The organism is Actinomadura terrae (genome assembly GCF_022751215.1).
Taxonomy (GTDB): Bacteria; Actinomycetota; Actinomycetes; order Streptosporangiales; family Streptosporangiaceae; genus Spirillospora; species Spirillospora terrae.
Genome location: NZ_JAICDG010000004.1, coordinates 604,644 through 631,420, shown reverse-complemented (window position 1 = coordinate 631,420; position 26,777 = coordinate 604,644). Strand labels below are relative to the sequence as shown.

Below are 26,777 nucleotides of genomic sequence, written 5' to 3'. Positions count from 1 at the left end.
CTTCGAGTGTCCGATATTCTACGTGTGGCGCTGGGTGTGATTTGGAAGGATTTTCCTATTTTTCGACATCAGTCTTTCGTCTCTGAGTAGGGCGGGGTTTTAGGTAGTTGGGGTGGGTGTTAGCCAGTTGGGGAGGGGTTCTCGGGAGGTTTGCCAGGTTGGGGGGATGCCTTTTAGGTTGGTGTTTGTGGCGATTATGCCGCCTACTATTGCGGCGGTGGTGTCCATGTCGCCGCCGGCTGCGACGCAGGCGCGGATGCCGGAGGGGTAGTCGTTCAGGTAGCGGGTGGCCGTCCAGAGGGTGAAGGGGACGGTGTCCTGGGCGGTGATGCGTGAGCCGTTGCCGAGGGCGTGGGCCGCTTGTTCGGGTGAGGCGTTCTTTAGGGCGTGGGCGCGGTGGAGGCCTTGTCGGACGTAGGTTCCGGGGACGTGGTCGAGCGTTGCTTCGATCAGGTTCTCGGTGGTGGTGGCTAGGGACGCGGCGACGGCGACGGCTATCGCGCCTGCGATTCCTTCGATGTGGGCGTGGGTGATTTCGGCTTGTAGGGCGGCCTCTTTGGCGGCGCGTGCGGGGTCGCCGAGGAAGTAGGCGCCCAAGGGGGCTACGCGCATTGCGGCGCCGTTGCCGTAGGAGCCGTTGCCGCCGAAGGATTCGGCTGAGGCGGTTCGCCACGGGTGGCCGTCGCGGATGCGTTCGAGGAGTTCCAGGGCTCCGGCGCCGTAGCGGCGGCCGGTGTCCATTCGGGTGGCGAAGGACGTGGCGAGGGCGTCCTGGTCGATGTGGCCGTGCTGGTGCAGGCAGGCGACGACCGAGCAGGCCATTTCTGTGTCGTCGCTCCACTCCCAGGACGGGGTGGGGAGGTCGGCGGGGGTGAGGTGCCGGTTGGCGTGGAGGAAGAACTGGTCACCGAATGCGTCGCCGACCGACAGGCCTGTCAGGGAGGCATGCATGTGTGCGGCTGTGGGGGCAGGCGTCATCCGCCCATCTTCTCTGGTGGCCGGTCGTCACTCCAGGATTTTGTTGTTGTTGCGTAGGAGCAGTGTCGTTCCGGCGGCGAGGCTTGTCATGGAAATGGCTAGGGCCCAGGGATCGTCGGAGTCGGCGAGGGGCCACAGCCAGGGCGGGGGGTTTTCCGAGCGTCCGGCGAGCACCGTGCCGAAAAGGTAACCGGCCGGGAGGACCGTCGCGACGTTGCTTCCGAGGAAATGTCCCGAGATCAGGGAGAGGCCCAGGAATGCCGCGTAGTTTCGTGCGGCGGCGATTCCGAGGTCTTGGGTTCCGCTCAGCGTCAGTAGGGCGCCTAGGAGACCGGCGGCCAGGGATGCCGTGATGGCGAACGTGGCCGCGTAGGCCCTGTTGGGACGCGCGGACGTGAGTTCCAGTTCGCCTAGCCCGTTGATCAGGCCGCGTATGAGGAGGGCCGCCGCCAGGAGGGGGATGATCAACGCGATGGGGGTGCCGAGCATGGCGCTGCGTACCACGCTGGGCAGCGGGACGCTCCGGTCGCCCGAGAGGGTGATCACGAGGAAGGACAGCGCGAGCCCGGCCAGGGAGGGGACCGCTCGGTGAACCTTGAGCCATAGCGTCATGGCGAGCCCCCTTTGCCGGATCGGCTGCGAAGGTCGAACGGCTTGACGCCGCATTGCGTCAGTGCGCGTTCGTTCCGCTCGAACCATGTTCTCTGGTAGGACGCTGACCGCCGGAGCACTTCCTTTACTATCGCGACGTTGTCCTGTCCGATCCGCTGGGCGATCTCGTCCTTGTCCACGCCCGCCTTGACGCCGAGCCACCCGCCTAGGGGTTCGTAGGCGAGCTGACCTTCACCGTCCTCGCAGCCTTTGGGGGGCGAGGACGGCATCAGTCCCGCTAGTGCGAATCTGAGTTGCGACTCGGTGGAGCCGGGGGCAGCTCTGAAACGCCAGGAACGGTTACCGTCTGCGGGGCCTTCGGTCACAGTGGCGGGGAGCGGTCGTCCCGTCGCGGCTGAGATGCCGTGGGCCGCGGACAGGATCGGGGGCGCTACGTCGTCGATTCGCTTTTCGCGCTCGCGCCATAAGCAGATCGAGATGTTCTCCTGCGTTTTGCACACGAGGCCGCTGGTGCGTGGGCGCTCTGCTTCAGGACCCATTCCTTGTATCAGCGTGGCTGCCCCCGTGATGACGGCCACGACGGTGAGTGCGCCGGAGGTCAGCGCCCAGCGGGTTCGGCCTCGGAAAGACCAGATCAGGTATCCGGCGGCGAGGACTCCCAGTGCTACGAGGGCTTGGGAGTAGAGGGCTCGCCTGTCGAATGTGCTGTGGGTCTCGCAGCAGTGGCCGAGGTTGCTGCCGGTCATGTGGCGCAGCCAGAAGGGCTCCAGAGCGTCCGGATACGCCATCCAGAACCATAGTCCGACTAGGAGTATCGGAACCCCTAGGGCCGGGTGCAGGAAGCGTCCTGCCGCGAGGCCGGTCACCGTCCAGGCGCAGATTACCAGTAGGGCGAGGACGACGATCGCGGCGTCGAGTGGGCCCGGGGAGCCGGTCGCCCGGGGGAGGACGAGCGCGAAAGAGAACGCCATCGACACGGCCGCCGCGATGAGGACGGGGAAGAGCGACCACAGAATCACCGTGGGCGTCGAGCGCGCGGAGGGCACCTCTCGTACTCCGCCGCGCCGGAGGCGGTATCCCTCCCAGGCACCGGCCGCCGCGCAGACGGGGGTCGCCGCCACCACCGTTCCCGACGTGGCCAGCACGGTAGCGGCCAGGAAGTTGTCCGAGAGGAATTCGAATTCCCCCGAGAGCACGATGTACTCGTAGAACGCGATCAACGGGATCGTGTAGAGGGCGGCGGCCGACCGCAGCCAACGCAGAATGGGCATCGCTCAGATCTCCGCGGCCACGAGGCGGGCATAGGCGTCGTCGACCGGCCGGGCGGAGCCCTGCCCGGCCAGCGCGAGGAAACCGGCGGTGGCTCCGGCGTAGCGGACGGTTCCGGCGTCGAGGACCACGACGGAGTCGTAGATGTCGGTGAGGTCCTCGGTCTGGTGGGTCGAGACGATCACGTCCCGTTCCTGGGCGATGGCGCCGATGATGTTCCGGAACCGTTCGCGCTGGTGGGGGTCGAGCCCGGCGGTGGGCTCGTCCAGCAGGAGGACCCTCGCGTCATGGATCAGGGTCTGCGCCAGGCCGACGCGGCGGAGCTGGCCGCCGGAGAGCCGGTTGGAGCGGCGATCGGCGAGCGAGGCGAGGGAGACGCGCTCAAGCGCGGCCATTGAGTTGCGCCATGCGGCGCTCCGTGACATGCCCTTGAGCCATCCGGCATAGCTGACCTGTTCGCGCACCGTGAGGCCGGGGATGGCCTGGATTCCCTGCGGCATCCAGCCGACCAGTTGCCGATAGCGCGTCCTGTCGCGGCGACGCGCCGGGTCTAATCCCTTGTAGCTGACGTTGCCCGCGTGAGGGGTGTACCTCGACGCCAGGATGGCCAGTAACGTCGACTTCCCCGCGCCGTTCGGCCCCAGAAGCACCGTGGTCCCCGCGGGTAAAGCGATGCTGAGATCGCTCAGCACGTCCACGCCGCGCCCATAGCCGAATGTGCACTTCACGAGTTCGATTGACATGCAGTCCCTAAAAACCGATCAGGATACGGCGCGGACGGCCGGTCGGCCCGGGGAACCCCCGGGCCGACCGGCCGCCGGCACGCCAGGAGGCGGCTACCAGTAGATACCGACCGAGCGGGCCGAGAAGCGGTACCAGCTGTCACCTCGAATCTTCAGCCTGAAGTGGTACTTGGACGACTTCACGTCACCCCACGCCCCGCGCAGGCGCTTGCGGGAGCAGTCACCGTAGCCGCGGTTCCCGTAGCTCTCGTCTGGCAGTCCCCTGCGGTGCCGCCGCAACTCCAGCTGGGCGCCCGGTCAGGGTGGCCCGCCGCCGACACGCCAATATCTGTGGCGGGTCATCCTGATCATGCTTGTCAGATCATCTTGGCCAGCGCGTGACTGATGGTCAATTAAGTATTTACAAAGTCCGCGCGAATGGGCTGCCATTGTCGGCGGAGGGGCCGGTAATGGGCGGCTGACCTGCATTAATCGGCTGGCGTTGCATCGTGGCCGCCTCCGGCCAGCCCCCGCCCGCCCTTGTGGCCTTTGGGTACTAGTGGGGCAGCAGCAAGTTGGTGTCGCCGAATTCGTGCCAGAGGTAATTCTTTTCCAGGGCGGCCTGGTAGGTGGTCGTCAGCAGGTCCCGGCCCGCTATGGCGGTGAGCATCATCAGGTGGGACGAGCGGGGTTCGTGCAGGCCGGTCAGAAGGCCGTCCACGGCGCGGACGCCCTTTTCGGGAGTGATCACGTGTTCCGTCCAACCTGAGGACGGGGTAACGCGGCCATTGGGCGCGACGGCCGTTTCCAGCGCGCGAACGGCTGTGGTTCCGACGGCGATTACGCGACCCGATTGGGCATGGACGTGGTTCACCAGCGCGGCGGTCGGAGCGGGGACCTCGTAGCGTTCCGCGTAGGGCGGCTCCCCCGCTTCGGGGGACGCCACGCCCGTGTGAAGCGTGATCGGGGCTATGAGGACGCCCCGCGAGACCAGGCGCGTCACGAGTTCGGGGGTGAACGGGCGGGCGGCGGACGGCATTTCTGCGCTGCCGGTCGTCCTGTCATGGGCGAACGCGGTCTGGTAGGTGGCCGTGGGCCAGTCGCGGCGGACGTAGCCGTAGCGGATCGGCGTCCCGTGGCAGCGCAGGTAGGGGACGACGTCGGTGCTCAGCCGCGCCTCCCAGAGGCGGGCGGTCCGCCGCCGGACGAGGGTGAGGGTGGCGCCGCCGGGCATGGGGATCCACTCGCCGGGGCAGCCGCCGCCGTAGGGGAGGCTGGTCTTGCCGGTGCGGCGGCGCAGTTCGACGAGCCAGAGCCGGTCCTCGTCGCCGCCGCCCGGGAGCGGCGTGGAGAAGTGCACGCTGATCCGGTCGAGCCGGACGGCGGCGGGCAGTGTCGCCGAGGTGTTGACGACCAGCAGGTCGCCCGGGTCGAGGAGGGACGGCAGGTCGCCGAACCCGTGGTGGGAGACCTCGCCGGTGGCGCGGCGTCCGACCAGCAGGCGGACGCCGTCGCGGCCGCGGCCGCGGGCCTCGGGCGGCTCGCGGGCCTCCAGCGCGGCGGGGAGGACGAAGTCGAAGGTGTCGGTCATTTCACGGCCTCCAGCCGGAGAGCGGCGATGACGCCGAGGACGGCGATCACGGCGAACAGCGTCCCGGCGACGGCGAGGCCGGTGCCGAGCCGGTCCTCGCCGAAGCCGGTGACCAGCGCGCCCGCGGCGCCGACCACGAGGGACGCGCCGAGGGTGTCGCTGATCTGGAGCGCGGAGGAGTTGTGGCCCTGCTCGCGCTCGGCGGAGCGGTCGAGCGTCAGGACGCTGAGGCTGCCGTTCGCGAAGCCCATCCCGGCGCCGCCGATCATCCAGGCGGGCACGGCGGCCCAGCCGGAGAACTGGAGCGCGACCGTGACGCTGACGATGCCGGTGGCGACGAGCACGGCGCCGAGCAGGACGAAGAACTCGCGGGGGCGTTCCGACCTGCCCTGGATCTGCGACGCGGCGGACCAGCCCAGGCCGCCCACGGTGAGGACGACGCCCGCCATGGTCGGCGTGAAGTCGTGGAGCGAGGTGAGGGTCAGGGGGATGTACACGTCGGTGCCGAAGAACGCCCCGGCCAGGAGGCCGCGGGCGAGAATCACGCTTGGCAGACCAGGTCGCATACGGAGCGTGCCCGGAGGCAGCAGGCGGGGCAGTCCGAAGCCGAGCCCCGCGACGCCCACGAGGGCGATCGGGACGATCGTCCAGCCCGCGCCGTCCAGGCCGTAGAGGAGGATCGCGGCGCCCGCCGTGATCGCGACCGCCGCCACCAGCCGGGGCCGGAGCGGTGCGGTCGACTCCTCAGAAGTCGAGGGCAGCCCGCGCAGGACAGGGACGAGCATCAGCGTCGGCGGGATCACCAGCGGGATCAGGCCGAGGAACACCCAGCGCCAGCCCACGTGGTCGGCGACCGCGCCGCCGACGGCCGGGCCGACCAGCGACGGCAGCACCCAGGCGGCCGACAGCGCCGCGAAGACCCGCGAGCGCAGGTGCTCGGGGTAGGCGCGGGCGATCAGCACGTACAGCGCGACCATGGGGATGCCGGTGCCGAGGCCCTGGACGGCGCGTCCGGCGACGAACACCCACATGGACGGCGCGCTGCCCGCGATCGCCAGCCCGGCGACGAACGCGGCGATCCCGACCAGGAACGGGCGCGCCGGGCCCGACCGGTCCACCCAGCCGCCCGCCACGACCGTGGACAGCAGACTGGTGATCAACGTGGCGCTGAACCCCCACGCGTACAGCGACAGGCCGTCGAGGCCGCGCGCGACGGCGGGCATGGTCGTGCTCACCGCCATCGCCTCGAACGCGAGCAGCGTGACCAGCAGGACGATCCCGATGGTCAGGGCACGGTTCCCGCCGCCGAGCACTCCGCGCGCGGGAGGCGGGGCGTCCAGGACGGTGGTCATCGCACGGCGAGTTCGTCGGCCCGGTACCGGCCGCTCGGACGGCGTTCGCTGATCAACCGGTGCAGCGCGGCGGCGGCCGCGGCGGGCGGGGGCGCGGCGTCGGCGTCCTCACCCGCGGCGCGCAGCATGTCGGTGGCCATCTCGCCCGGGTCCGCCCACCACACCGCGAGCGCCGGCTCCTCCGCCGCCAGCACCCGCGAGATCTGCTCCAGCGCCGCCTTGCTCGACCCGTAGCCGCCCCACGTCTCGTAGCCCTCGACCGCCGCGTCCGAGCTGATGTTGAGGACGGCGCCGCCGCGCGCCCGCAGGCTCGGCAGGACGGCCTGGAGCAGCGCGAGCGGCGCGAGCACGTTGGTCGCGAACGTGTCCGCCAGGTCCTGGACGGGCTGGTCGGCGAGCCGGGGCAGCGGCGTCGTCCCGAGCGTGCTGGCGTTGTTGACCAGCAGGTCGAGGCCGCCGGACACGGCCGCGGCGAGCGCGGCGCGGTGCGCGGCGTCCGTGACGTCCCCCGCGACGGCGGTCACCGATCCGATGTCGCGCGCGGCGGCGTGCAGGGCGGCGGCGTCGCGCGCGTCGATGACGAGGTGCCAGCCGTCCCGCGCGAGCTCGTGGGCGAGTGCCCTGCCGAGCCCGCGCGAGGCTCCGGTGATCAATGCGGTCTTCATACCGGCGACGCTAAGGAACCGGTGCAGCTCACGGCATCGGCCACCGGGGCCGGGACGGGTCCGCAAATGGTCGTAGGACCCGCGTCCCCGCCTTTCCGGAGGACCCCTCCCCGACCCCGGGAGTACGCGGGCGGCCGGAACCTAAGTCCCCGGGCTGATTCGGGATGACCTGGCCAGAGAGTACGGTTTCCACATGTGGGCGTCGGGCGGGCGTCCACCACGGGACACGAGAGGCCGCGATGGGCACCGACGCAGGCGCCGGGGGCGAGGGGGCGACCCTGCACGCCGTCAGCTCCGCCGTGCTCGCGGTCACCCGCCACCTGTCGGTGCACGAGGTGCTCCAGGTGATCGTCCGGGCGGCGGCGCAGCTGCTGGACGCCCGGTACGCGGCGCTCGGCGTGCCCGACGACGAGGGGTCGTTCGCCGAGTTCGTCGTCGAGGGCGTCTCGCAGGAGGAGTGGGACCGGATCGGCCCGCTGCCCCGCCAGCACGGCATGCTCGACGCGATGCTGCACGGCGACACGCCCAAGCGGCTCAAGGACATCCGCCGCGAGCCGGAGTTCGAGGGCTGGCCCCACGCGCACCCCGTCCTGAAGGACTTCCTCGGCGTGCCCATCCGCGACGGCGAGGACGTGCTCGGCATCGTCTTCCTCGCCAACAAGCGCACCCCGGGCGGCTTCACCGAGGACGACGAGGAGCTGCTGTCGCTGTTCGCCGCGCACGCCGCGATCGCGATCATCAACGCCCGCCTCTACGAGCACAACCGCGAGCTGACCGTCGTCGCCGAACGCAACCGGCTCGCCCGCGAACTGCACGACGCGGTCGCGCAGAAGCTGTTCTCGCTGCGGTTGACGGCGCGGACGGCGTCGGCCCTCGCCGAACGCGATCCGGTGCGCACCGTCCAGGAGCTGGAGCAGGTGGAGCGGCTCGCGGCCGAGGCCCTCGCCGAGCTGCGCGCCGTCATCTTCGAGCTGCGCCCCGCCGACCTCGCCGACGGGCTGGTCGCCTCGCTGCGCAAGCACGTCGAGGTGCTCGACCGGGCGCACGAGACGTCGGTGCGGTTCGCCGCCGAGGGCGCCGACGTCCTGCCGGAGGAGCACGAGACCGTCGCGTACCGCATCGCGCAGGAGGCTCTCTACAACGCGCTGCGACACGCCGACGCGCGCACGGTCGACGTCCGTCTCGCGGCGCGCGACGAGCACGTCGTGCTGGAGGTGGCCGACGACGGGTCCGGGTTCGAGACGTCGGAGTCCGGCCGGCCGAACGGCGGCGGCGAGGGCGGCCTCGGCCTCGCGTCCATGCGCGACCGGGCCTGCTCGATCGGCGGGACGCTCACCATCGACGCCGCGCCCGGCCGCGGCACGACCGTCCGGCTGGAGGTGCCGCTGTGACCGCGCGTCCCGGCACGCCGATCAAGGTGCTGATCGCCGACGACCACCCCGTCGTCCGGCAGGGCCTGCGCACCTTCCTCGGCATCCAGGACGACATCGAGGTCGTGGGCGAGGCCGACGACGGCACGGCGGCCGTGACACTGGCCGAATCGCTGAAGCCCGATATCGTGCTGATGGACCTCAAGATGCCGGGCGTCGACGGCCTGACCGCGCTGACGGAGCTGCGGGCTCGTGGGGTGGCCGCGCGCGTCCTGATCCTGACCAGCGTCACGGAACGCGGACACGTGCTGCCGGCAGTACAGGCGGGAGCCGCCGGGTACCTGTACAAGGACGTGGACCCGCAGGCGCTCGTGCAGGCCATCCGAGCCGTCCACGACGGGCACGTCCTGTTCGCGCCCGACGCGGCCGAGGCGATGCTGCGGGCGGATGCGGCGTCCGAGGAGAACCGCGGCCTGGCCGCGCTGACCGAACGGGAACGGGAGGTGCTCGTGCACATCGCGCGCGGCAGGTCCAACCGGGAGATCGCCCGCGCGCTCGTCGTCTCCGAGAAGACGGTCAAGACGCACGTGAGTAATCTGCTCATGAAACTGGGAGTACAGGATCGGACGCAGGCGGCGCTGTACGCCGTCCGGCACGGTGTCGGAGCCGCCGGGGAGGCCGCCCGTGACTGACAAAACTCCTCTGACAGGATCGTCATCGAAATTGGTATGAACGTAGCAATCAGGTACGCAGCAGGCAGCGACATCGGGTGCAACCGAGAGAACAATGAGGACTCGGGCTACGCCGGTGCACGGTTGATCGCGGTCGCGGACGGCATGGGCGGCTATGCCGGCGGCGAGGTCGCGAGCTCGACCGTCATCGGTTCCCTGCGCTCGCTGGACACCGCCGCCCACAGTGACGACCTTGTCGAGATCATGGGACGCGCCGTCGCCGAGGCCAACGAGAAGTTGCGCATCGTCCGCGAGGAGCGCCCCGACCTCAGCCGGATGGGCACCACGCTCACCGCCATGCTGTGGTCGGGCGAGTCCGTCGCGCTCGCGCACATCGGCGACTCGCGCGGCTACCTGCTGCGCGACGGCGAGCTGTTCCAGATGACCCAGGACCACACGATGGACGAGCTGCTCAAGGCCGAGGCCGAGCAGGCGGGCCAGAGCGCCGACCCGGCCGAGACGTCCCGGCTGTCCCACGTGCTGTACCGGGTGCTGGACGGGCGCGAGGACCGCGAACCCGACCTCCGGCTGCGCGAGGGCCGCCTCGGCGACCGCTACCTGCTGTGCTCGGACGGCCTCAGCGGCCCGGTCGACGCCCAGCGGATCTACGAGATCCTCTCGGCGGAGGCCGACCCGCAGCGCGCCGTGGACCGGCTCATCGAACTGGCCCGCGAGAACGGCGGCCCCGACAACATCACCGCCGTCGTCGCGGACGTCGTCGAGTCCGACCACATCGGCGAGCCCGAAGCGCCCCGCGTGGTAGGCGCCGCCGCGAACGCCTGACGCTTCCCGAACCGGCGCGCGTCCCGGCCCCGCCCCCGCCGCGCGCCGTCCCCACCTGCACACGCCCCGCGCCGCACACCGGGCAACCGCTCTGCGCCGTCCTCTGTATGACCGCGCCGTCCTCGCTTCGCGTACTTGTGAGCCTTCCGCTCCGCGCCGTTCTCGCCTCGCGAGTTGCGCACCTTCCACAGCGCGGCGTCGTCTGCTCTGCTTCTCGCGCTCGTCCTGGAGGGGCGGGGCGGGTTGATCTGAACGTTTTGCTCGTACATGGGGCAGGAAAGGTGCCCATGTAGCTGGCGCTTTGTCCTACTCTTGCCATGAGGTGGTGTCCGCACGCTCTTGGTAACGGTCCCATCGCGGATGGTCGCGGAGACTTGACCCACCTCGGGGTGAACCCGGTATATGGGTCACTCGGACGAATGTCATCGAGGCGGAGGAATCCTTGGGGGGAGTGCCCGGGGCGGCGGCCACGGGCGTACCGGAAGGTGCGCTCGGAGGGATCGTCAGCCGGACCCTCACCGCGGCGCGGCACGGCCCCGTGGGGGTCCTTCTGCGCGTCACGGCGATGGCCATCGCGGCCGTCGGCGCGTCATGGATCCACCGTGTCAACGACCCCGGCGTGCTGTGCCCCCTCCGGGCGCTCACCGGCATTCCCTGTCCCGTCTGCGGCGGTACCACCGTGTTCATCGAGTTCGGGGCGGGCCGTCCGGCCGAAGCCGTGCTCGCGAACCCGGTGGCGCTCACCGCCGCGGTCGGCGTGGCCCTAGCGCCGCTGGGACCGGGTGGACGGTGGTGGGCACTCCAGCCAAGGACCCGTGCCTGGTTGCTCGGCTCCGCCCTCGTGGGGTCGGAGTTGTGGCAGCTCGTCCGGCTCGGTGTTCTTCGAGTTTGAGCCGATGTCCGTCGTCGGTCAGACTTGCGGAGCCCTCCGGGTCCGGCGGGCGTCACATATCCACAGGGTCAATCAATAAGGAGCAAGTGTGGGTAACCCCTACGACCCCTACGGTCAGCAGCCGGGCTACGGGCAACAGCAGCCCGGGTACGGCCAGCCCCCCGCCCAGCCCGGTTACGGTCAGCCCCCGGCGCAGCCGGGCTACGGTCAGCCTCCCGCCCAGCCGGGGTACGGCCCGCCTCCGGCGCAGCCCGGTTACGGCCAGCCCGCGGCGCAGCCCGGGTACCCGCCCGCGGCCCAGCCCGGGTACGGCCAGCCTCCGGCGGCGCCTCCCGGGCAGTCCTACCAGGAGGTGCACCACCACCACTACGGCTCGACCGGCCAGCTCGCCGAGTGGGGCTCGCGCGCGGGCGGCTACATCATCGACGCCCTGATCTTCGGTGCTCCGATGACCGTGCTGTACTTCCTCTTCTTCCTCCTCGCCTCCAGCGGCGGCGGCGCGGCGGTCGTCGGCCTGCTGCTCCTCATGGTCGGCGGTCTTATCTCGTTCGCCGGCGGCCTCTGGATCTGCTACCAGGAGGGCACGACCGGGCAGTCGATCGGAAAGCGGCAGATGGGCATCCGCCTCGTCAGCGCGCAGACCGGGCAGCCGATCGGCTTCGGCATGGCGTTCGTGCGCAAGCTCGCGCACATCGCCGACCAGTTCCTGTGCTACCTCGGCTTCTTCTGGCCGCTGTGGGACGACCGCAAGCAGACGTTCGCCGACAAGATCGTGAACACCATCGTCGTGCGCGCCTGACCGACGGCGGTACGAGCGGGGCGTCCCCATCGGGGGCGCCCCGCTTTCGTCTTGCTAGGGAACCGGGTCGAAGGCGCTGTTGCACGCGGCGACCTGCGCCCGCCGGACGGCCCGGTCGAGCAGCCGCAGCGCCTCACCTCGGCGCAACATCTGGTCCGCGGTGAGGCCATGGTCGTCCAGCCGCCGGGCAAGGTCGACGACGAGGGAGAGCCGTCCCGCGAGCGCGGCGAGCCGGTGTGCGCGGGGCGGGTAGCCGGGCGCGAGCGGGTGGTCGCCGCGGTGCGGGTCGCGCAGGTCGGCGAGCGCGTCGGTGATCTCCGGCGGGACGCCGGACACGCCGTCCACCGTGAGCAGCGCCTCGGTCGCGTCGCGCATGGCGAGCGTGAGCTGCCGGTCGGCGTCGGCGAGGGACGGGACGTCGGGCAGCCCCGGCGCCGCGCCCCAGGTCGTCCAGCGGACGCCGACGTAGGACGAACCGCGCCGGTCCTCGGACGGGACGAGCCCCATCGCCCGCTCGCCGAGCCGGACGACGACGGCCGAGCCCGCGTCGATCGCCGCGCTGTTGAGGTCGGGCGGCCCGGTCAGCCCGAGCGGGTCGCCCGGCGCGGGCAGCGCCAGCCGGAACGCGCTCATGCCCCCGACCCGCAGGTCGCCGAGTCCCCGCCGGAGCGTGACCTCGGCGGGCGCGCCGCCGAGGATCTGCGGGCCCGCCGACTTCTCGACCGCGTCGACGGCCTCGTCCAGCCCGACGTGCCCCGTCAGCCACGCGTTTCCCCACGCGACCAGCGCGGTCGCGACGTCCTTGCTCATCCATCCCCGAAAATCCCCAGTGGGCATGCGATCCACGATAAGCGTTCCCATCGCGGGCGCCACCGCACACGTGCTCATGGTCTCCCGTCCGGGGAGCCCGGCGGGCCACGCGCGTCGCCAATCACATAGGTTCTTTCCTGAGAACAGGCCACCTGGATTGCGGGATCGAGGTCGAGTGCGCGCGATGACCGGCGAGGTACTGGAGCTCCACGGAGTCGGGGTGACGCGCGGCGGCGCCGACCTCCTGCGCGATGTCACGTGGACGGTGAACGAGAACGAGCGCTGGGTGATCGTCGGCCCGAACGGCGCGGGCAAGACGACCCTGCTCCAGATCGCGGCGGCGATGCTGCATCCGACGCGGGGGTCGGTCGAGATCCTTGAGGAGGAGATCGGCAAGACGGACGTCTTCGAGCTGCGCCCCCGGATCGGGCTGGCGAGCTCGGCGGTGGCCGAGCGGGTGCCGACGTCGGAGAAGGTCATCGACCTGGTGCTGACCGCCTCGTACGCGATCCTCGGCCGCTGGCAGGAGGAGTACGAGTCCACCGACCTGACCCGCGCGCTCGCGCTGCTGGACGCCCTCGGCTGCACCGACCTCGTCCAACGCACGTTCAGCACGTTGTCGGAAGGCGAGCGCAAACGGGTACAGATCGCCCGCGCGCTGATGCCCGACCCCGAGCTGCTGCTGCTGGACGAGCCCGCCGCCGGGCTCGACCTCGGCGGCCGCGAGGACCTCGTCGCCCGCCTCGCCCGGCTCGCCGACGACCCGGCCGCGCCCACGATGGTGATGGTCACCCATCACGTCGAGGAGGTCCCGGACGGGTTCACGCACGCGCTGCTGCTGCGCAAGGGCGAGGTCGTCGCGCAGGGCAAGGTCGACGAGGTGTTCACCGCGGAGCACCTCACATCGTGCTTCGGGCTGCCGCTGACCATCGACCGCCAGAACGGCCGCTGGTACGCCCGCGCCGCCCGCTGACCCCGCGCCGGCCGGCCGTGAGCGGGTGGGAGTGACCCCCTGTTCACATCGCGTGGCGCGCGGTCTCTACCATCGTGAGCGCAGTTGAGAAACCGCTAGCGCTTGGATGGGACGCCCTTGAACGTGCTCGACGCGCTCGCGGTGTTCGCGGCCGGGGTCGCCGCCGGCGGCATCAACACGATCGTCGGATCGGGGTCCCTGATCACGTTCCCGACCATGCTGGCGCTCGGTTACGTGCCGGTGGTCGCGAACGTCTCGAACAACATCGGGCTCGTCATGGGCAGCGTGACCGGCGCCTACGGCTACCGCGAGGAGTTGAAGGGGCAGCGGGCGCGGCTGGTCCGGCTCGGGAGCGCTTCGCTGGTCGGGGCGCTGATCGGCGCGGTGCTGCTGCTCGGGCTGCCGGCGGGCGCGTTCCAGGTGATCGTCCCGGCGCTGATCGTGGTCGCGCTGGTGCTGGTGGTGGTGCAGCCCAAGCTCCAGGCCTGGACGTTGAGCCGCCGTGAGGACGAGGGCCGCGCCCACGGCGGGCCCTGGCTGTGGCTGGGCGTCCTGCTCGCGGGCGTGTACGGCGGCTATTTCGGCGCCGCGCAGGGCATCGTGCTGATCGCGCTGCTCGGTATCGCGCTGGACGACGACCTCCAGCGCGTCAACGCGGCCAAGAACGTGCTGTCGGCCGTGGTGAACGGCTCGGCCGCGATCGTGTTCATCGGCATGTGGATCTTCTCCGACACCCGGATCGACTGGCTCGCGGTGCTGCTGATCGCCGCCGGGTCCATCGTCGGCGGCCTGGTCGGCGCCCGGGTCGGGCGCCGGATCCCGCCGCTCGTCCTGCGCGGTGTCATCGTCGCGGTGGGCCTGGTCGCGATCGCCAATCTGCTGCTCTGACCTGCGGTTTCGCGCCGTCCTGTGCGGGCTGGGAAGGGTTGCCGGAGACCGTCGGCGGGTATAAGTCGAATATACGTTCGACTACTGGAGGATGCGCCGATGAAGGGCGACAGGGTCGAGATCATGATCGACGCCGGCGGCGAGGGCACCCGGACCTACGAGGTCCTCGCCAGCCGGGCGGGACGCCGGGTGGAGGTCGCGACCAGGCGCGGCGTCGTGGAGGTCAGCGAGGTCACCCGCACGGGCAACGCCGTCCGCACGGCGCGGTTCATGGCGAGCCGCGTCCTGGCCCTGGTCGAGTACCCGAGCGCCGACGCCGCCGACCCCGACGAGGCGGAGTGACGCCCATTCAGCCGAGGGGGCGCACCTGGACGAGGCCCTCCTCGGTGACGCGGGTCTCGAAGGACGGCTGCCGGGCGGTCGCGGGGCCGTGCACGACCGAGCCGTCCACGACGCGGAACGTGCTGCCGTGCCAGGGGCAGACGACGCAGAGGACGGCGTCGTCGTCGGTGACGATGCGCCCCTGGTGCAGCGGGCCCGCGAGGTGGCTGCACCGGTCGGCGAGGACGTGGATCTCGTCGCCGGTCCGCAGGACGAACAGGCTGATGTAGCCGAGGCGCCGGTGCACGGGCCAGCCGTCGGGGAGGTCGTCGGCGGGGCACAGGTCGTGCCAGCCGAGCGAGACCAGGTGCGCGACCTGGTCGGCGTGGTTGGCGCCCGCGGCCAGCCGGAACGCCAGGTGCCCGCCGAGGTAGCCGCCCGCCAGCAGCGCGGCCAGCCCCGCGAACCCGAACGCGCGTCCGGTGCCCTCCTGGCCCCGGGAGCGTGCCACGAGCGACGCCGAGTACAGCGTGCTCGCCGTGAGCATCCCGCAGGCGTGGACGAGCCCGACGCGCTGCTGCTCGCGGTGCAGGTCCGCCCAGTCGGAGAGCCCGGCGAGCGTGGTCGGGACCGCGGCCGCCAGGCCCGTGGCGACGAGGGCCTTCGCGGCGCGGCCGGTGCCCGGCAGCAGGTCGAGGACGGCGGCCGAGACCCAGCAGCCCATCGGCACGTCCGTCAGCGGGGGGTGGGCGGGATGCCCGAACGGGACGCCGTGCAGCGTGTCCTTGACCGGTCCGGGACGCAGCGTCCGCCGGACGGCCGAGGAGAGCAGCCGGATCGTGTGGTCGAGCCCCCGCGCGTGCTCCAGGCCCTCGGCCGCGTCCACCAGCCGCTGCGACGCCTGCGGCCCCGGCCTCCGGAAGATGTTGCTCGCCCGTCGGTTCATGTCCCTCCTCGGGTGCGTGCAGTATTCACGAAGTCACGGCGGTGTCATCGAGCCCGGCCCGCGCCGGAGGCCCGGCCCGCGCCCGACGGCTCGGGTCGCGACCGTGCCCCGTGCGGGTGCGGTCCCGCTTCGCGATCTTCCCCGTGCGGCTCGCCGCCGGCGTCGCCCCACAGGGCGGTCGACGCGCTCGCGTGACGCTCAGGCCATTTCACGACACACCCTAGCCTCCGCGTTCTCCGGCGGCCGTGCTGGGGAGCTTACCTACAGGTAGAAGGCCTAAACCGGTCGAAATCCCTGGCGGTCGCCGGGGGCTGTCGCCTCGTTCGTTCCGGGGTTACCGTGAAAGTGAGGACTTCGGCCGCCTCAGGGAGCCGCTATGGAGGCGTGGATCGCCTGGCTGCTGCTGGCGGCGCTGCTCGGGATCGCCGAACTGCTGACGCTGACCCTGGCGCTCGGGCTGCTCGCCGCCGCCGCGCTGGCCGCCGGGCTGGTGGGCGCGCTGGGCCTGCCGGTCGGCGCGCAGGCCGCGGTGTTCGCGGCCGGGGCCGTCGCGGGCCTGGTCGTGGTGCGGCCGATCGCGCGGCGGCACATCAGGCAGCCGCCCGCGCTGCGCAGCGGCACCGCCGCGCTGGTCGGACGGGAGGCGCTCACGCTCACCGAGGTCAGCCGCGCGGGCGGCCGGGCCAGGATCGGCGGCGAGGAGTGGACGGCCCGCCCCTACGACCCCGACCTCGTGATTCCCGCGGGCACGCCCGCCGACGTCCTCGCCATCGAAGGGGCCACGGCCCTGCTGTATCCGCTCGGGGAGCCGTCATGACCGACATCGCGATAGCCGTGCTCGTCGTCCTGGTGGCCGGGGTGGTCGTGCTGGCCACCGCCGTGCTGCGGGCGGTGTGGATCATCCCGCAGGCGCGGGCCCGCAACGTGGAGCGGCTCGGCCGCTACCACCGCACGCTCGAACCGGGGATCAGCTTCGTCGTCCCGTTCGTCGACCGCGTGAAGTCCCTGATCGACCTGCGCGAGCAGGTGGTCTCGTTCAAGGCGCAGCCGGTGATCACCGAGGACAACGTCGTCGTGCACATCGACACCGTCCTGTTCTTCCAGGTCACCGACCCGCGCGCGGCGGACTACGAGATCGTGAACTACATCAAGGCGATCGAGCAGCTCACCGCGACGACGCTGCGCAACGTGATCGGGACGCTGGACCTGGAGGCCACCCTGACCTCCCGCGACCGGATCAACACGGCGCTGCGCGGCGTGCTGGACGACGCGTCCGGCAAATGGGGCATCCGCGTGACCCGGGTCGAGATCAAGGCGATCGAGCCGCCGACCTCGATCAAGGACGCGATGGAGAAGCAGATGCGCGCCGAGCGGGAGAAGCGCGCCGCGATCCTGACCGCCGAGGGCGCCCGCCAGGCCAAGATCCTCACCGCCGAGGGCGACAAGCAGTCGGCGATCCTGAAGGCGGAGGGCGGCAAGCGCGCGGCGATCCTGGAGGCGGAGGGGCAGTCGGCGGCGATCGAGCAGGTCTTCGAGGCCGTCCACGCCGCCGACCCGGACCCGAAGCTGCTCGCCTACCAGTACCTCCAGACGCTGCCGAAGCTCGCCGAGGGCCAGGGCAGCACGTTCTGGGTCATCCCCAGCGAGGTCACCACGGCGCTCCAGGCGATCTCGAAGGCGTTCGAGGGGTCGCTGGACGAGGTCGCGTCGTCGATCACCCGCGCCGCGCGTCCCGCCCCCGACGTTCCGGCGCAGGCGGAGTCGCGGGAGCTGTCGTCCAGCGACGACGTGGCGCCCTACGAGGTGGCGCCCGGCGAGCCCCACGACGTCGCGAGCAGGAAGGCCCGGTAGCCGCCTGAGGGGCGCGGACGCCTGAGGGGGCACAGGGACCCGAGTTCCCTGTGCCCCCGGAGGGCGCGAATGTCGTGGACCGCCGATCAGCGACCTAGCAGGCCCGCCACGACGAGATCCTGTCGTTGGCCGTGGCGCCGACATTGGCACGGTAGCCGCCGCCGTCCACGATTGCCAGAAGGCTGCCTCGGTAGTCCGAGTCCTGGTAGAAGCAGACCCGGGAGCCGGTGCGGTTCCAGAGGGAGCTGGTCAGGTCGTTCATGAAGTCGCCGACATTGGCGCGGCTGGTTCCGGGGACGAAGAGGAAACGGCCCTCGTAGTTGATGTCGCCCCACACGCAGACGTAGTTGTTGGGGCAGTCGTTGGGATTGGCGACGCGGACCGTGCCCGTCTTCCCGCTGCCGGCCGGGGCGGGCGGCGCGCTCGCCTGCGCGATGCCCGTGGTGGTCATGGTCGCCGCCGCGCAGGCGCCGGCGAGCGCGCCGATGGTCATCGTCCTCTTGATGTTCATTGCCGTTGCCTTTCCGCTGATCCCCCGTGGATTTTGTGAATTGTTTGGTGCCGTCGAATGTCAGCAGGCGCGCCAGGACGAGATCGCGTCGTTGGCGTCCCGTCCGACGTTGGCGCGCCAGTCGCCGGCACCGACGATCAGCAGGGTTCCGCCGCGCCAGTCGGCGTGCTGGTAGAAGCAGACCTGCGAGCCGGTGCGGTTCCAGACCGAGCTCGTCAGGTCGTTCATGAAGTCGCCGACGTTCTGGCGCTCCGGGCCGGGAGCGAAGAGGAAGCGGCCTTCGTAGTTGATGTCGCCCCACACGCAGACATAGCCATTGGGGCAGTCGTTGGGGTTGGCGATGCGGACCGTGCCCGTCTTGCCGCCGGTGGACGGGGCGGGCGGCGCGCTCGCCTGCGCGATGCCCGTGGAGACCATCGTCCCCGCCGTGCACGCCGCCGCGATCGCGCCGCCCAGCAGCATCCTTCTGGCCTTCATTCTCGCCACCTTCTTCCGGTCGGTCATCGTGTCCGGAAAGCGAAACTCAGGGTTTCGCCCGCGTGGAAAGTCAGACACTTTCCACTGCTTTGATGACTCAGATCGTAAGGATGCTTGTTAGGGAACGTCAACGATCGCTTAAACGTCTCACCAGCGACTTTATGATTGCTCGGTCGGCTGTATTGCGGTGCTCGGTATTTCGTTCGCGATCCCCGGGTTGACAGGCCGCTGCTACGGGGTACCGGTTATTGTGTGCGTCCGGGCAGCAAAAAGGGGCGGCCCGAATGAGGCCGCCCCTTCTGCGCAGAAGGTCAGGAGCCGTTGATTCCGAGGCCCGTGGCGACGCGGTCGCCGAGGTCCTTGTGCACGTTGCGCCAGTACTGGACGACGCGCTTCCTCATGTCGGCGGACACCTCGGGGGCCGAGGCGTGGCCCACGATGTTGGAGACCATGTGGGCGCGGTCGGTGTCCGACAGCACCTTCTCCCACAGCGTGCGGGGCTGGCCGTAGTCGTCGTCCTCGGCGTGGAGCGTGTAGGCGCTCCGGATGATCTCGCCCGCCACCTCGTAGCCCTCGCCGTCCCAGAGCGCCGGGTCGGCGACCGGCCCGCCCGCGCTGTTCGGCGCGTAGACCGGGTCGGCGGAGTTGGTGTAGGCCATCGCGCCGTCCTTGCTGTAGGAGTGGACGGGGCTCTTCGGACGGTTGACCGGCAGCTGGAGGTAGTTCGGCCCGACGCGGTACCGGTGGGCGTCGGGGTAGGAGAACAGCCGTCCCTGGAGCATCTTGTCCGGGGACGCGCCGATCCCGGGGACGAAGTTCGACGGCTCGAACGCCGCCTGCTCGATCTCGGCGAAGTAGTTCTCGGGATTCCGGGTGAGCGTCCACCGGCCGATCGTGATCGGCGGGTAGTCGGCGTGCGGCCAGACCTTGGTGAGGTCGAACGGGTTGAACCGGTAGCCCGCCGCGTCCTCGAACGGCATGACCTGCACCTGCACCGTCCAGGACGGGTGGTCGCCGCGCCGGATCGCCTCGAACAGGTCGCGGATGTGAATGTCGGGGTCGACGGCCTGGAGCGCGGCGGCCTCGTCGGCGGTGTAGTTCTTGATCCCCTGCTCGGTCTTGAAGTGGTACTTGACCCAGAACTTCTCCCCTGCCGCGTTGTACCAGAGGAACGTGTGCGAGCCGTGCCCGTTCATGTGGCGCCAGGAGTACGGGGTGCCCCGGTCGGTCATCAGCAGCGACACCTGGTGCGCGGTCTCGGGCGAGAGCGTCCAGAAGTCCCACTGCATGTTGTGGTCGTGCAGGTGGTTGTCGGCGCGGCGCTTCTGCGAGTGGATGAAGTCGGAGAACTTCTGCGGGTCGCGGATGAAGAAGACCGGCGTGTTGTTGCCGACGAGGTCGTAGTTGCCGTCCTCGGTGTAGAACTTGATCGCGAAGCCGCGCGGGTCGCGCGCGGTGTCGGCGCTGCCGAGTTCGCCCGCGACCGTGCTGAAGCGCACGATCGACTCGGTCCGCGCGCCCTTCTGGAACAGCTTGGCCTTGGTGAACTGGCTGACGTCCTCGGTGATCTCCAGGACCCCGTACGCGCCGCCGCCCTTGGCGTGGACGACCCGCTCGGGCACGCGCTCGCGGTTGAAGTGCGCCATCTTCTGGATGAGGTAGTGGTCCTGCATCAGCAGCGGGCCGTTCGGCCCCACGGACTGCGAGTGCTCGTCGCTCGGCGCGGGGTTTCCGGAGTCGTTCGTGGTGGTGGGCCTGTCGGACATGGCGCGGTTCTCCTCGCTCCGTCGGCGCTGTGGGGCGTCTGAGCCGTTCGGGTCGTCTGGATGGTTTGTTCGGGGTGAACCCAACCTATCCGCTTAACTTGAGTGACTCAAGTTTTGGAACTCTGCCGGTTTGATCTCCTCCGGCCCTGGTCGCGGGACCGAGCGCGAACCTTCGCTTGATCACCCGAGTCCAAGCAGGCACAAACACGCGGGAGGCGGACATGGGGACCGGACGTGGGACGAGACGGGCGTTCGCCCTGCCGGGGTCGCCACTGCTGGCGCTGGTAACGGCGGTAACGCTGGCCACGGCCGGGTGCGGCGCGCTCGCCGACGCCGCCGGATCGGGGGAGGGCAAGCGGCCCGCGGGCAAACCGTTCACCGTCGCTTTCGGCGGTGACGTGCACTTCGAGGGCGAGCTGCGGGCCCGGCTCGACGCGTCCCCCGACACCGCGCTCGGCCCGGTCGCGGGCAACCTGAAGCGCGCCGACCTCGCCATGGTCAATCTGGAGACGGCGGTCACCGGGGGCGGCACCCCGGCGCCGAAGCAGTTCACGTTCCGGGCGCCGCCGTCGGCGTTCCGCGCGCTCCGGTCCGCCGGGGTGGACGTGGCGACGATGGCCAACAACCACGGCATGGACTACGGCGACACAGGCCTTCAGGACTCCCTCGCCGCTGGAAAGCAGGCCGGGTTCCCGGTCGTCGGCATCGGACGCACCGCCGCCGAGGCGTTCCGTCCCTACCGGACCACGGTCAACGGCGCGAAGGTCGCGGTGATCGGCGCGACCCAGGTGCTGGACGACAACCTCGTCCAGGCGTGGACGGCGACGGACGCCAAGCCGGGCCTCGCGTCCGCGAAGGACGCGCCGCGCCTCGTCCAGGCCGTGAAGGAGGCGCGCGAGGACGCCGACGTGGTGATCGTCGACCTGCACTGGGGGCAGGAGCTGAACTCGTGCGCGACACCCGTCCAGCGGCAGCTCGCCTCACAGCTCGCCGACGCCGGGGCGGACGCGATCGTCGGCAGCCACGCGCACGTCCTGCTCGCGGGCGGTTACCTGAAGGGCAAGTACGTCCACTACGGGCTCGGCAACTTCGTCTTCTACAACTCCTCCGGGCGGACGGCGCAGAGCGGCGTGCTGACGTTGACGTTCGACCCGTCCGCGAAGGAGAGGCGGGTCACGCGGGCCGACTGGGCCCCGGCCGAGATCTCCGGCGGCGTCCCGCAGCCGCTGTCGGGCGCCGCCGCGCAGGAGGCCCGCGCGCAGTGGGAGGGCCTGCGCCGCTGCGCCGACGTCAAAGCCGCCCCCTGACGCCCCCGGGTGCCGCCCGCTGTACCGATGTCAAGGCGAGTCCCTGATGTGGCGGGCCGTGTCTCGTCAAGGCATTGCCATGATCATTCCCGCTGGTGGGCGGGCGCGGGCGTCCTCCCGCTAAGCGTGGGTTTCATGTGAATCATCGGACGGTTGTTACATGCGGGCGCCTCTGGGTGCTACGGGCGGTTTCTGTCATGCTGGGCCCGAGTCGAACAGGGAGGTCCGATGCGGGGGAACACGCTCGCGGTCACCGCCGTCGCCGGGGTGACGGTGCTGGTCGCGGCCGCGTGCGGCGGCTCCGGCGGGTCCGGGGACAAGGAGGCGCAGGGGGCGACGCCGCGCGCCGCGTCCCGTCCGGCGGAGAAGTCGGTGAGCCCGGAGGCGGCGCCCGCCAAGAAGCCGATCATCATCGCGTTCGGCGGCGACACCCACTTCGAGGGGCAGCTCCGCTCGCGTCTCGCCAGCCCGAGGACGGCGCTCGGCCCGGTCGCGGCGCAGCTGCGCAGCGCGGACCTCGCGATGGTCAACCTGGAGACGGCGATCACCACCGGCGGGTCGCCCGCGCCCGGCAAGGAGTTCACCTTCCGCGCCCCGCCGTCGGCGTTCGCGGCGCTCAAGGGCGCGGGGGTGGACGTGACGTCCATGGCCAACAACCACGGCATGGACTACATGGAGGGCGGCCTCCGCGACACGCTCGCCGCGATCAGGCGCACCGGGTTCCCGGTCGTCGGCATCGGCAGGAACGCGGACGAGGCGTACCGGCCGTACCGGACGACGGTGAAGGGCAACCGGATCGCGATCGTCGGCGCGACGCAGGTGCTGGACGACAACCTGGTCGAGGCGTGGACGGCGACCGATGCCAAGGGCGGCCTCGCGTCCGCGAAGAACGTGCCCCGGATGGTGCAGGCGGTGAAGGAGGCCCGCAAGGGGTCCGACGTCGTGATCGTCCACCTGCACTGGGGGCAGGAGCTGAAGGCGTGCCCGCTGCCGCGCCAGCAGGAACTCGCCCGCGAGCTCGTCGCGGCGGGCGCGGACATCGTCGTCGGCGGCCACGCGCACGTCCCGCTGGGCGGCGGTTACCTGAACGGCAAGTACGTCCACTACGGCATGGGCAACTTCGTGTTCTCGTCCGCGTCGGGGCAGACGGCCAACTCGGGCGTGCTGCTGCTGCGCGTCCAGAACGGCAAGATCACGGCCGACAAGTGGAAGCCCGCCCGCATCTCCGGCGGCCTCCCGATCCCGCTGAAGGGCGCCGCCGCGACGGCCGAGGCCAAGCGCTGGAACGGCCTGCGCGGATGCACCGGCCTGCAAGCGCGCCCCTGATTGGACTCTCCCCTTAGGGGAGGGGCAAGGCTGTGGGTGTGAGCGAAGATCTCCTGCCCATCGGACGGTTCGCGCGGCTGTGCAGGCTGAGCGTCAAGCAGCTGCGCAACTACGACGACCTCGGGCTACTCGCACCGGCCTGGATCGACCCCGCGTCCGGTTACCGCTACTACCGCGCCGACCAGGCGCGTGACGCGCTGTCGATCGGGCTGCTCCGGACGCTCGACGTGCCGCTACCGGCCGTGGCGCGCGTCCTGTCCGGGGACGCGGCGGACGCCCTGCGCGAGGCACGCGACCGGATGGAGGACGACCTGGTCCAGCGCCGTCGCGCGCTGGCGCTCCTCGACCGCGTGCTGGCCGAGGGGCTGCCGGAGGCGCGGGTGGCGACGGTCCGGGAGCCCGCGCGGCGGGTGCGGTTCGCGGTCGAGGCGGCGACGCCGACCACGATCGCGAGGGCGACCTCGGCGTGCGTGGCGCGGCTTCTGGCCGGCGGGACGCTGGAAGGGGCGCTGGTCGGGCTGTTCCCCCTGGACCTGGCCGACGAGTTCGACGTCCGCGTGGCGATGGAGGCGGCGGACGGCGGCGACCTGCTGCCCGGCGGCCTGTTCGCCGGTGCGACGCACGTCGGCCCCTACGAGGAGATCCAGCTCACGGTCTACGGGGTGCTGGCGTGGATCGGCGACCACGGGCACGCGCCCGGCGGTCCGGTGCGGGAGGTCTATCTGGACGATCCCGCGACCACCGAGCCCGAGCGCCTGCGAACCCGGGTGTTGATCCGACTGGAGGATGCGTGATGAACGTGTACGAAGCGGCCGAAGCGCCGGAGATCGCGGAGTTCGGTCCGGCCTCGGGCCTGGCCGTCTCCGGCCAGGGCGAGCCGGGCGGCGCCGCCTACTCCGCGAGCGTCGCGGCCCTGTACGCGGTGATGGGCGCGCTCGACGCACCGATGGTTCCGCTGGAGGGGCGCTGGTGGGTGGAGGACGAGCGGTCGCCGTTCGACGTCCCGCGCGAGGAATGGCGGTGGCACCTGTTCCTGCGCCTCACCGGGGACGTCGCGCCGGGGGCGGTGGAGCGGGCGCGGGAGGCGGTGCGACCTGGAGTGCCGTCCGCGGCGCGCGTCCAGCAGGTGACGTTCACGGATGGGCGCTGCGTGCAGATCCTGCATAGCGGACCGTACTCGGACGAGCCCGCGAGCCTCGCCCGCATGGACAAGCTGATGAAAGACGAGGGTCTCGTCCCGAACGGGCTGCACCACGAGGTCTACCTGACCGATCCGCGCGAGGAGGACCCGGAGAAGATCCGCGTGATCCTGCGGCAGCCCGTCCGGTGACATCGATTGTTCCGTGCGGATAACACGCATTGGACCGGACAGGCGTAGGTTTCTCCTGGGCGGCACCTTCTGGAGTGGGAGAGGGCTGTGCGGGAGTTCCGGGTGAAGTCGGGAGAGATCGAGCTGGCGGTGCGCGAGCGGGGCGGGGGCGACCGGCCGACGGTGGTCCTCGTCCACGGGTATCCCGATACCGGCGCGGTATGGGACGAGGTCGCGGACCGGCTGACGGGCCGGTTTCGCGTGGTCACCTACGACCTGCGCGGCGCGGGCGCCTCGACCGCGCCCCGGGACCCGCTCGACTACGGGCTGGACGCGCTCGTCGGCGACCTCGGCGCCGTCCTGGACGGGGTCGGCGCGGACGAGCCCGTGCACCTGGTCGGCCACGACTGGGGCTCGGTGCTCGGCTGGGAGGCCGTGATCGGCGACCGGTTGCGCGGCCGTATCGCGTCCTACACCTCGATCTCGGGGCCCGATCGGCGGCACATGGCGCAGTGGGTGCGGCGGTCGCTCCGGTCGGGGCCGCGCGGCGTCGCGGACGTCATCGAGCAGGCGCGGCGCAGCGTCTACATGCCGGTGCTGCGGGCGCCGCGCGTCGGCGAGCTGATGGCGCGCGGGCTCGCGGCGGCGTTCGCGCGCGGGATGCGGATGCGCGAGGGCGCCGATCCGCGTCCCGGCCACCCGGCCGACACGCTTCCGCAGGACGCGGTCAACGGCCTCGGCCTGTACCGCGCGAACCTGGGCCGCGACGCCAAGGCGGAGGGGGACGGGAGCACGGACGTGCCCGTCCAGCTGATCGTCCCGATCAAGGACCGGTACGGCTCGCAGCCGCTGCTGCTGTCGGCGCGCGGCCCGGTCGCCCGCCTCTACGTGCGGCGCGCGCCCGCCGGGCACTGGGTGGCGCGCAGCCACCCCGACCTGGTCGCCCGCTGGGTCGCCGAGTTCGCCGAGCACATCGGGGGCGCCCCGGAGACCCCGGCGCTCGCCGCCGCCCGCGCCGCCGGGGAACCGGACCGCGACTTCGGCGGCGAGCTCGTCGTCGTCACCGGCGCGGGCAACGGCATCGGCCGCGCGACCGCCCGCGCGTTCGCCGCCGAGGGCGCCCGCGTCATCGTCGCCGACATCGACGAGGCCGCCGCGCGCCGCACGGCGTCCGAGATCGGCGAGCAGGCCCACCCGCACCGGGTGGACGTGGCGAACGCTTCGGACATGGAGGCTTTCGCCGCATACGTCCGCGACGCCTACGGCGTCCCCGACGTGGTCGTGAACAACGCGGGTATCGCGATGGCGGGCTCGCTGCTGGAGACGTCCGAGGACGACTGGGCCCGCGTCCGATCCATCAACCTGGACGGCGTCTACCGAGGCTGCCGCCTGTTCGGGCGGCAGATGGTCGAGCGCGGCGAGGGCGGCCACCTGGTCAACGTGGCGTCGATGGCGGCGTTCGGGCCGAGTGCGGACATGCCCGCCTATGGCGCGACAAAGGCCGCCGTCCTGCACCTCGGCGCGTGCCTGCGCGCCGACCTGGAACGGCACGGCATCGGCGTGACCACGATCTGCCCCGGCGTGATCGACACCGGCATGGTCGGCCGGACGGACTTCGTCAGCCTGCCCCCGGCGGCCGTCGCCGCGCTCCGCGACCGCGTGGCCGGGACGTTCGAGCGCCGGGGCCACCCCCCGGAGAAGGTCGCTAACGCGATCCTGCGCGCCGTCCGGCGGGACGCGCCGGTCGTGCCCGTCGGCGTCGAGGCGCGTGCGGCCGGTGTGCTGGCACGCGTGTCCCCGTCGGCGACGCGCGCCCTGGCCCGCAGGGGACGTCGCGCCGGCGACCGCCTCCGCGCCGGACTCCAACCCCGCTAGCGAACGTCACGGGCGAGAAGGCCGGGTGAAAAGGGCGCACCCGGCCTTCTCGCATGCGGGCGGGACGGGTCCCGAGCCGTCCATGTGAGGCTGCTCGTCCCGCATCCCGACGCCGGGCACCGGCAGGAATGGGGCCGAGATGGACATCTGTCCGCGTTGCCGGTCGGCCGACCGGGTCGAGCGGGCCCACGCGATCGTGGGACGCGGGATGCGACCGCTGTCCGGCCTCCTGTGCCTGCCCGCCCCTCCGCCCATGCCGGGCCAGATCAAGGCGTACCGGGCCTGCATCGTCGTCGGGCTCATCCTGTTCATCGCGGGCCTCGGCTCCACGTCCGACCCCGAGAACCGGCGGGACGCGGCGGCGGCCCAGGTCGGGGCGGCGATGTCGACGCTCGGGCTGCTCGTGCTCATCGTCGGGCTCGTCCTGCTGGCGTCCTCGGGGGAGGTGCGCAGGCAATGGCGGACGGCCGGATGGGTGTACCAGACCGTCCGGCGGTTATGGCCGCTGCTCGACTACTGCCATTACTGCAACCTCGTCTTCATGGCGGGCGGAACGTTCGGCGTCGATCCCGTCCATACGGTTCGTTTTCTGTGGGACGCCGCCGACCACACGCTCAAAGTCCGGGCTCCGAGGCCGCCGGGGATGTGATCCG

General features: G+C 71.3%; 28 protein-coding genes. 16 read left to right on the top strand and 12 right to left on the bottom strand.

The features are described 5' to 3' along the window. Nucleotides 1-99 precede the first annotated feature (99 nt). The 7 genes from K2F47_RS27535 to K2F47_RS27505 all read right to left on the bottom strand — a co-directional run bounded on the left by K2F47_RS27535 (nt 100) and on the right by K2F47_RS27505 (nt 7,189). Nucleotides 100-951 (bottom strand): ADP-ribosylglycohydrolase family protein, encoded by an 852-nt coding sequence (locus tag K2F47_RS27535; protein ID WP_242908384.1) that lies wholly within the window; start codon nt 949-951, stop codon nt 100-102. 54 nt (nt 952-1,005) lie between these two features. After that, a complete protein-coding gene (locus K2F47_RS27530) occupies nt 1,006-1,590 on the bottom strand; it encodes a hypothetical protein (RefSeq protein WP_242908382.1) in 585 nt (194 codons plus the stop codon). Further along, the gene (locus K2F47_RS27525) at nt 1,587-2,861 is read right to left on the bottom strand and encodes a DUF7224 domain-containing protein (RefSeq protein ID WP_242908380.1); all 1,275 of its coding nucleotides are present in this window, start codon (nt 2,859-2,861) and stop codon (nt 1,587-1,589) included. The genes K2F47_RS27530 and K2F47_RS27525 overlap by 4 nt, the downstream gene beginning before the upstream one ends. Before the next feature lie 3 nt (nt 2,862-2,864). Then, nucleotides 2,865-3,602 (bottom strand): ATP-binding cassette domain-containing protein, encoded by a 738-nt coding sequence (locus K2F47_RS27520; RefSeq protein WP_242908378.1) that lies wholly within the window; start codon nt 3,600-3,602, stop codon nt 2,865-2,867. 535 nt (nt 3,603-4,137) lie between these two features. Beyond that, nucleotides 4,138-5,172, bottom strand: a complete 1,035-nt coding sequence (locus tag K2F47_RS27515; protein ID WP_242908376.1) for an S-adenosylmethionine:tRNA ribosyltransferase-isomerase — start codon at nt 5,170-5,172, stop codon at nt 4,138-4,140. Then, nucleotides 5,169-6,524 (bottom strand): MFS transporter, encoded by a 1,356-nt coding sequence (locus tag K2F47_RS27510; protein ID WP_242908374.1) that lies wholly within the window; start codon nt 6,522-6,524, stop codon nt 5,169-5,171. The genes K2F47_RS27515 and K2F47_RS27510 overlap by 4 nt, the downstream gene beginning before the upstream one ends. Next, entirely contained in the window at nt 6,521-7,189 is a 669-nt protein-coding gene (locus K2F47_RS27505; protein WP_242908372.1) for an SDR family NAD(P)-dependent oxidoreductase, read from the bottom strand. Before K2F47_RS27505 ends, K2F47_RS27510 begins: the two co-directional genes overlap by 4 nt. Before the next feature lie 239 nt (nt 7,190-7,428). Between K2F47_RS27505 and K2F47_RS27500 the strand changes: the two genes are divergently transcribed. The 5 genes from K2F47_RS27500 to K2F47_RS41530 all read left to right on the top strand — a co-directional run bounded on the left by K2F47_RS27500 (nt 7,429) and on the right by K2F47_RS41530 (nt 11,764). Beyond that, nucleotides 7,429-8,580, top strand: a complete 1,152-nt coding sequence (locus tag K2F47_RS27500; RefSeq protein WP_242908370.1) for a GAF domain-containing sensor histidine kinase — start codon at nt 7,429-7,431, stop codon at nt 8,578-8,580. Continuing rightward, entirely contained in the window at nt 8,577-9,251 is a 675-nt protein-coding gene (locus tag K2F47_RS27495) for a response regulator (RefSeq protein WP_242908368.1), read from the top strand. The genes K2F47_RS27500 and K2F47_RS27495 overlap by 4 nt, the downstream gene beginning before the upstream one ends. Nucleotides 9,252-9,287: 36 nt before the next feature. After that, nucleotides 9,288-10,073 (top strand): PP2C family protein-serine/threonine phosphatase, encoded by a 786-nt coding sequence (locus K2F47_RS27490; protein ID WP_242908367.1) that lies wholly within the window; start codon nt 9,288-9,290, stop codon nt 10,071-10,073. Nucleotides 10,074-10,524: 451 nt separating this feature from the next. After that, nucleotides 10,525-10,965: a DUF2752 domain-containing protein gene (locus tag K2F47_RS27485; protein WP_242908811.1), complete on the top strand. Its 441-nt coding sequence runs from the start codon at nt 10,525-10,527 to the stop codon at nt 10,963-10,965. 88 nt (nt 10,966-11,053) lie between these two features. After that, the gene (locus tag K2F47_RS41530) at nt 11,054-11,764 is read left to right on the top strand and encodes an RDD family protein (protein ID WP_242908366.1); all 711 of its coding nucleotides are present in this window, start codon (nt 11,054-11,056) and stop codon (nt 11,762-11,764) included. A 54-nt stretch (nt 11,765-11,818) separates the two neighbouring features. Here K2F47_RS41530 and K2F47_RS27475 read toward each other — a convergent pair whose 3' ends face one another. Further along, the gene (locus K2F47_RS27475) at nt 11,819-12,574 is read right to left on the bottom strand and encodes an Rv1486c family protein (RefSeq protein WP_242908365.1); all 756 of its coding nucleotides are present in this window, start codon (nt 12,572-12,574) and stop codon (nt 11,819-11,821) included. A gap of 184 nt (nt 12,575-12,758) precedes the next feature. On the opposite strand from K2F47_RS27475, the gene K2F47_RS27470 reads away from it, so the two are divergent. The 3 genes from K2F47_RS27470 to K2F47_RS27460 all read left to right on the top strand — a co-directional run bounded on the left by K2F47_RS27470 (nt 12,759) and on the right by K2F47_RS27460 (nt 14,777). Then, nucleotides 12,759-13,547, top strand: a complete 789-nt coding sequence (locus K2F47_RS27470) for an ABC transporter ATP-binding protein (RefSeq protein WP_242908364.1) — start codon at nt 12,759-12,761, stop codon at nt 13,545-13,547. Between the two features lie 117 nt (nt 13,548-13,664). Continuing rightward, complete coding sequence (locus K2F47_RS27465) at nt 13,665-14,435, top strand: sulfite exporter TauE/SafE family protein (protein WP_242908363.1); 771 nt, start codon at nt 13,665-13,667, stop codon at nt 14,433-14,435. 99 nt (nt 14,436-14,534) lie between these two features. Further along, nucleotides 14,535-14,777, top strand: a complete 243-nt coding sequence (locus tag K2F47_RS27460; protein WP_242908362.1) for a DUF8836 family protein — start codon at nt 14,535-14,537, stop codon at nt 14,775-14,777. A 7-nt stretch (nt 14,778-14,784) separates the two neighbouring features. Here K2F47_RS27460 and K2F47_RS27455 read toward each other — a convergent pair whose 3' ends face one another. Beyond that, nucleotides 14,785-15,702, bottom strand: coding sequence for a Rieske (2Fe-2S) protein (locus K2F47_RS27455; RefSeq protein WP_242908360.1), 918 nt, complete (start codon nt 15,700-15,702; stop codon nt 14,785-14,787). A 376-nt stretch (nt 15,703-16,078) separates the two neighbouring features. On the opposite strand from K2F47_RS27455, the gene K2F47_RS27450 reads away from it, so the two are divergent. Next, nucleotides 16,079-16,519: an NfeD family protein gene (locus K2F47_RS27450; protein WP_242908358.1), complete on the top strand. Its 441-nt coding sequence runs from the start codon at nt 16,079-16,081 to the stop codon at nt 16,517-16,519. Then, complete coding sequence (locus tag K2F47_RS27445; protein WP_242908357.1) at nt 16,516-17,553, top strand: SPFH domain-containing protein; 1,038 nt, start codon at nt 16,516-16,518, stop codon at nt 17,551-17,553. The genes K2F47_RS27450 and K2F47_RS27445 overlap by 4 nt, the downstream gene beginning before the upstream one ends. Before the next feature lie 94 nt (nt 17,554-17,647). Here K2F47_RS27445 and K2F47_RS27440 read toward each other — a convergent pair whose 3' ends face one another. From K2F47_RS27440 to K2F47_RS27430, 3 genes are all read right to left on the bottom strand, one after another. Then, complete coding sequence (locus tag K2F47_RS27440) at nt 17,648-18,064, bottom strand: peptidase inhibitor family I36 protein (RefSeq protein ID WP_242908356.1); 417 nt, start codon at nt 18,062-18,064, stop codon at nt 17,648-17,650. A gap of 60 nt (nt 18,065-18,124) precedes the next feature. Next, nucleotides 18,125-18,541, bottom strand: coding sequence for a peptidase inhibitor family I36 protein (locus K2F47_RS27435; RefSeq protein ID WP_242908355.1), 417 nt, complete (start codon nt 18,539-18,541; stop codon nt 18,125-18,127). A 311-nt stretch (nt 18,542-18,852) separates the two neighbouring features. Beyond that, nucleotides 18,853-20,307 (bottom strand): catalase, encoded by a 1,455-nt coding sequence (locus tag K2F47_RS27430; protein WP_242908354.1) that lies wholly within the window; start codon nt 20,305-20,307, stop codon nt 18,853-18,855. A 221-nt stretch (nt 20,308-20,528) separates the two neighbouring features. On the opposite strand from K2F47_RS27430, the gene K2F47_RS27425 reads away from it, so the two are divergent. The 6 genes from K2F47_RS27425 to K2F47_RS27400 all read left to right on the top strand — a co-directional run bounded on the left by K2F47_RS27425 (nt 20,529) and on the right by K2F47_RS27400 (nt 26,773). Beyond that, nucleotides 20,529-21,614, top strand: a complete 1,086-nt coding sequence (locus tag K2F47_RS27425; RefSeq protein WP_242908353.1) for a CapA family protein — start codon at nt 20,529-20,531, stop codon at nt 21,612-21,614. Nucleotides 21,615-21,842: 228 nt separating this feature from the next. After that, complete coding sequence (locus K2F47_RS27420) at nt 21,843-22,940, top strand: CapA family protein (RefSeq protein ID WP_242908352.1); 1,098 nt, start codon at nt 21,843-21,845, stop codon at nt 22,938-22,940. Nucleotides 22,941-22,978: 38 nt separating this feature from the next. After that, nucleotides 22,979-23,734, top strand: a complete 756-nt coding sequence (locus tag K2F47_RS27415) for a MerR family transcriptional regulator (protein WP_242908351.1) — start codon at nt 22,979-22,981, stop codon at nt 23,732-23,734. Next, the gene (locus K2F47_RS27410; RefSeq protein WP_242908350.1) at nt 23,734-24,270 is read left to right on the top strand and encodes a GyrI-like domain-containing protein; all 537 of its coding nucleotides are present in this window, start codon (nt 23,734-23,736) and stop codon (nt 24,268-24,270) included. Before K2F47_RS27415 ends, K2F47_RS27410 begins: the two co-directional genes overlap by 1 nt. Nucleotides 24,271-24,372: 102 nt before the next feature. Continuing rightward, entirely contained in the window at nt 24,373-26,124 is a 1,752-nt protein-coding gene (locus tag K2F47_RS27405; RefSeq protein WP_242908349.1) for an SDR family oxidoreductase, read from the top strand. A gap of 139 nt (nt 26,125-26,263) precedes the next feature. Beyond that, on the top strand, nt 26,264-26,773 hold the full coding sequence (locus K2F47_RS27400) for a hypothetical protein (RefSeq protein ID WP_242908348.1): 510 nt from the start codon (nt 26,264-26,266) through the stop codon (nt 26,771-26,773). Nucleotides 26,774-26,777 lie beyond the last annotated feature (4 nt).

Excerpts from the sequence above, each read along its gene's own strand:
- K2F47_RS27535 (WP_242908384.1), bottom strand. The coding sequence starts at position 951 with ATGCATGCCTCCCTGACAGGCCTGTCGGTCGGCGACGCATTCGGTGAC.
- K2F47_RS27530 (WP_242908382.1), bottom strand. The coding sequence starts at position 1,590 with ATGACGCTATGGCTCAAGGTTCACCGAGCGGTCCCCTCCCTGGCCGGG.
- K2F47_RS27525 (WP_242908380.1), bottom strand. The coding sequence starts at position 2,861 with ATGCCCATTCTGCGTTGGCTGCGGTCGGCCGCCGCCCTCTACACGATC.
- K2F47_RS27520 (WP_242908378.1), bottom strand. The coding sequence starts at position 3,602 with ATGTCAATCGAACTCGTGAAGTGCACATTCGGCTATGGGCGCGGCGTG.
- K2F47_RS27515 (WP_242908376.1), bottom strand. The coding sequence starts at position 5,172 with ATGACCGACACCTTCGACTTCGTCCTCCCCGCCGCGCTGGAGGCCCGC.
- K2F47_RS27510 (WP_242908374.1), bottom strand. The coding sequence starts at position 6,524 with ATGACCACCGTCCTGGACGCCCCGCCTCCCGCGCGCGGAGTGCTCGGC.
- K2F47_RS27505 (WP_242908372.1), bottom strand. The coding sequence starts at position 7,189 with ATGAAGACCGCATTGATCACCGGAGCCTCGCGCGGGCTCGGCAGGGCA.
- K2F47_RS27500 (WP_242908370.1), top strand. The coding sequence starts at position 7,429 with ATGGGCACCGACGCAGGCGCCGGGGGCGAGGGGGCGACCCTGCACGCC.
- K2F47_RS27490 (WP_242908367.1), top strand. The coding sequence starts at position 9,288 with ATGAACGTAGCAATCAGGTACGCAGCAGGCAGCGACATCGGGTGCAAC.
- K2F47_RS27475 (WP_242908365.1), bottom strand. The coding sequence starts at position 12,574 with ATGAGCAAGGACGTCGCGACCGCGCTGGTCGCGTGGGGAAACGCGTGG.
- K2F47_RS27470 (WP_242908364.1), top strand. The coding sequence starts at position 12,759 with ATGACCGGCGAGGTACTGGAGCTCCACGGAGTCGGGGTGACGCGCGGC.
- K2F47_RS27460 (WP_242908362.1), top strand. The coding sequence starts at position 14,535 with ATGAAGGGCGACAGGGTCGAGATCATGATCGACGCCGGCGGCGAGGGC.
- K2F47_RS27455 (WP_242908360.1), bottom strand. The coding sequence starts at position 15,702 with ATGAACCGACGGGCGAGCAACATCTTCCGGAGGCCGGGGCCGCAGGCG.
- K2F47_RS27450 (WP_242908358.1), top strand. The coding sequence starts at position 16,079 with ATGGAGGCGTGGATCGCCTGGCTGCTGCTGGCGGCGCTGCTCGGGATC.
- K2F47_RS27445 (WP_242908357.1), top strand. The coding sequence starts at position 16,516 with ATGACCGACATCGCGATAGCCGTGCTCGTCGTCCTGGTGGCCGGGGTG.
- K2F47_RS27440 (WP_242908356.1), bottom strand. The coding sequence starts at position 18,064 with ATGAACATCAAGAGGACGATGACCATCGGCGCGCTCGCCGGCGCCTGC.
- K2F47_RS27435 (WP_242908355.1), bottom strand. The coding sequence starts at position 18,541 with ATGAAGGCCAGAAGGATGCTGCTGGGCGGCGCGATCGCGGCGGCGTGC.
- K2F47_RS27430 (WP_242908354.1), bottom strand. The coding sequence starts at position 20,307 with ATGTCCGACAGGCCCACCACCACGAACGACTCCGGAAACCCCGCGCCG.
- K2F47_RS27425 (WP_242908353.1), top strand. The coding sequence starts at position 20,529 with ATGGGGACCGGACGTGGGACGAGACGGGCGTTCGCCCTGCCGGGGTCG.
- K2F47_RS27420 (WP_242908352.1), top strand. The coding sequence starts at position 21,843 with ATGCGGGGGAACACGCTCGCGGTCACCGCCGTCGCCGGGGTGACGGTG.
- K2F47_RS27410 (WP_242908350.1), top strand. The coding sequence starts at position 23,734 with ATGAACGTGTACGAAGCGGCCGAAGCGCCGGAGATCGCGGAGTTCGGT.
- K2F47_RS27400 (WP_242908348.1), top strand. The coding sequence starts at position 26,264 with ATGGACATCTGTCCGCGTTGCCGGTCGGCCGACCGGGTCGAGCGGGCC.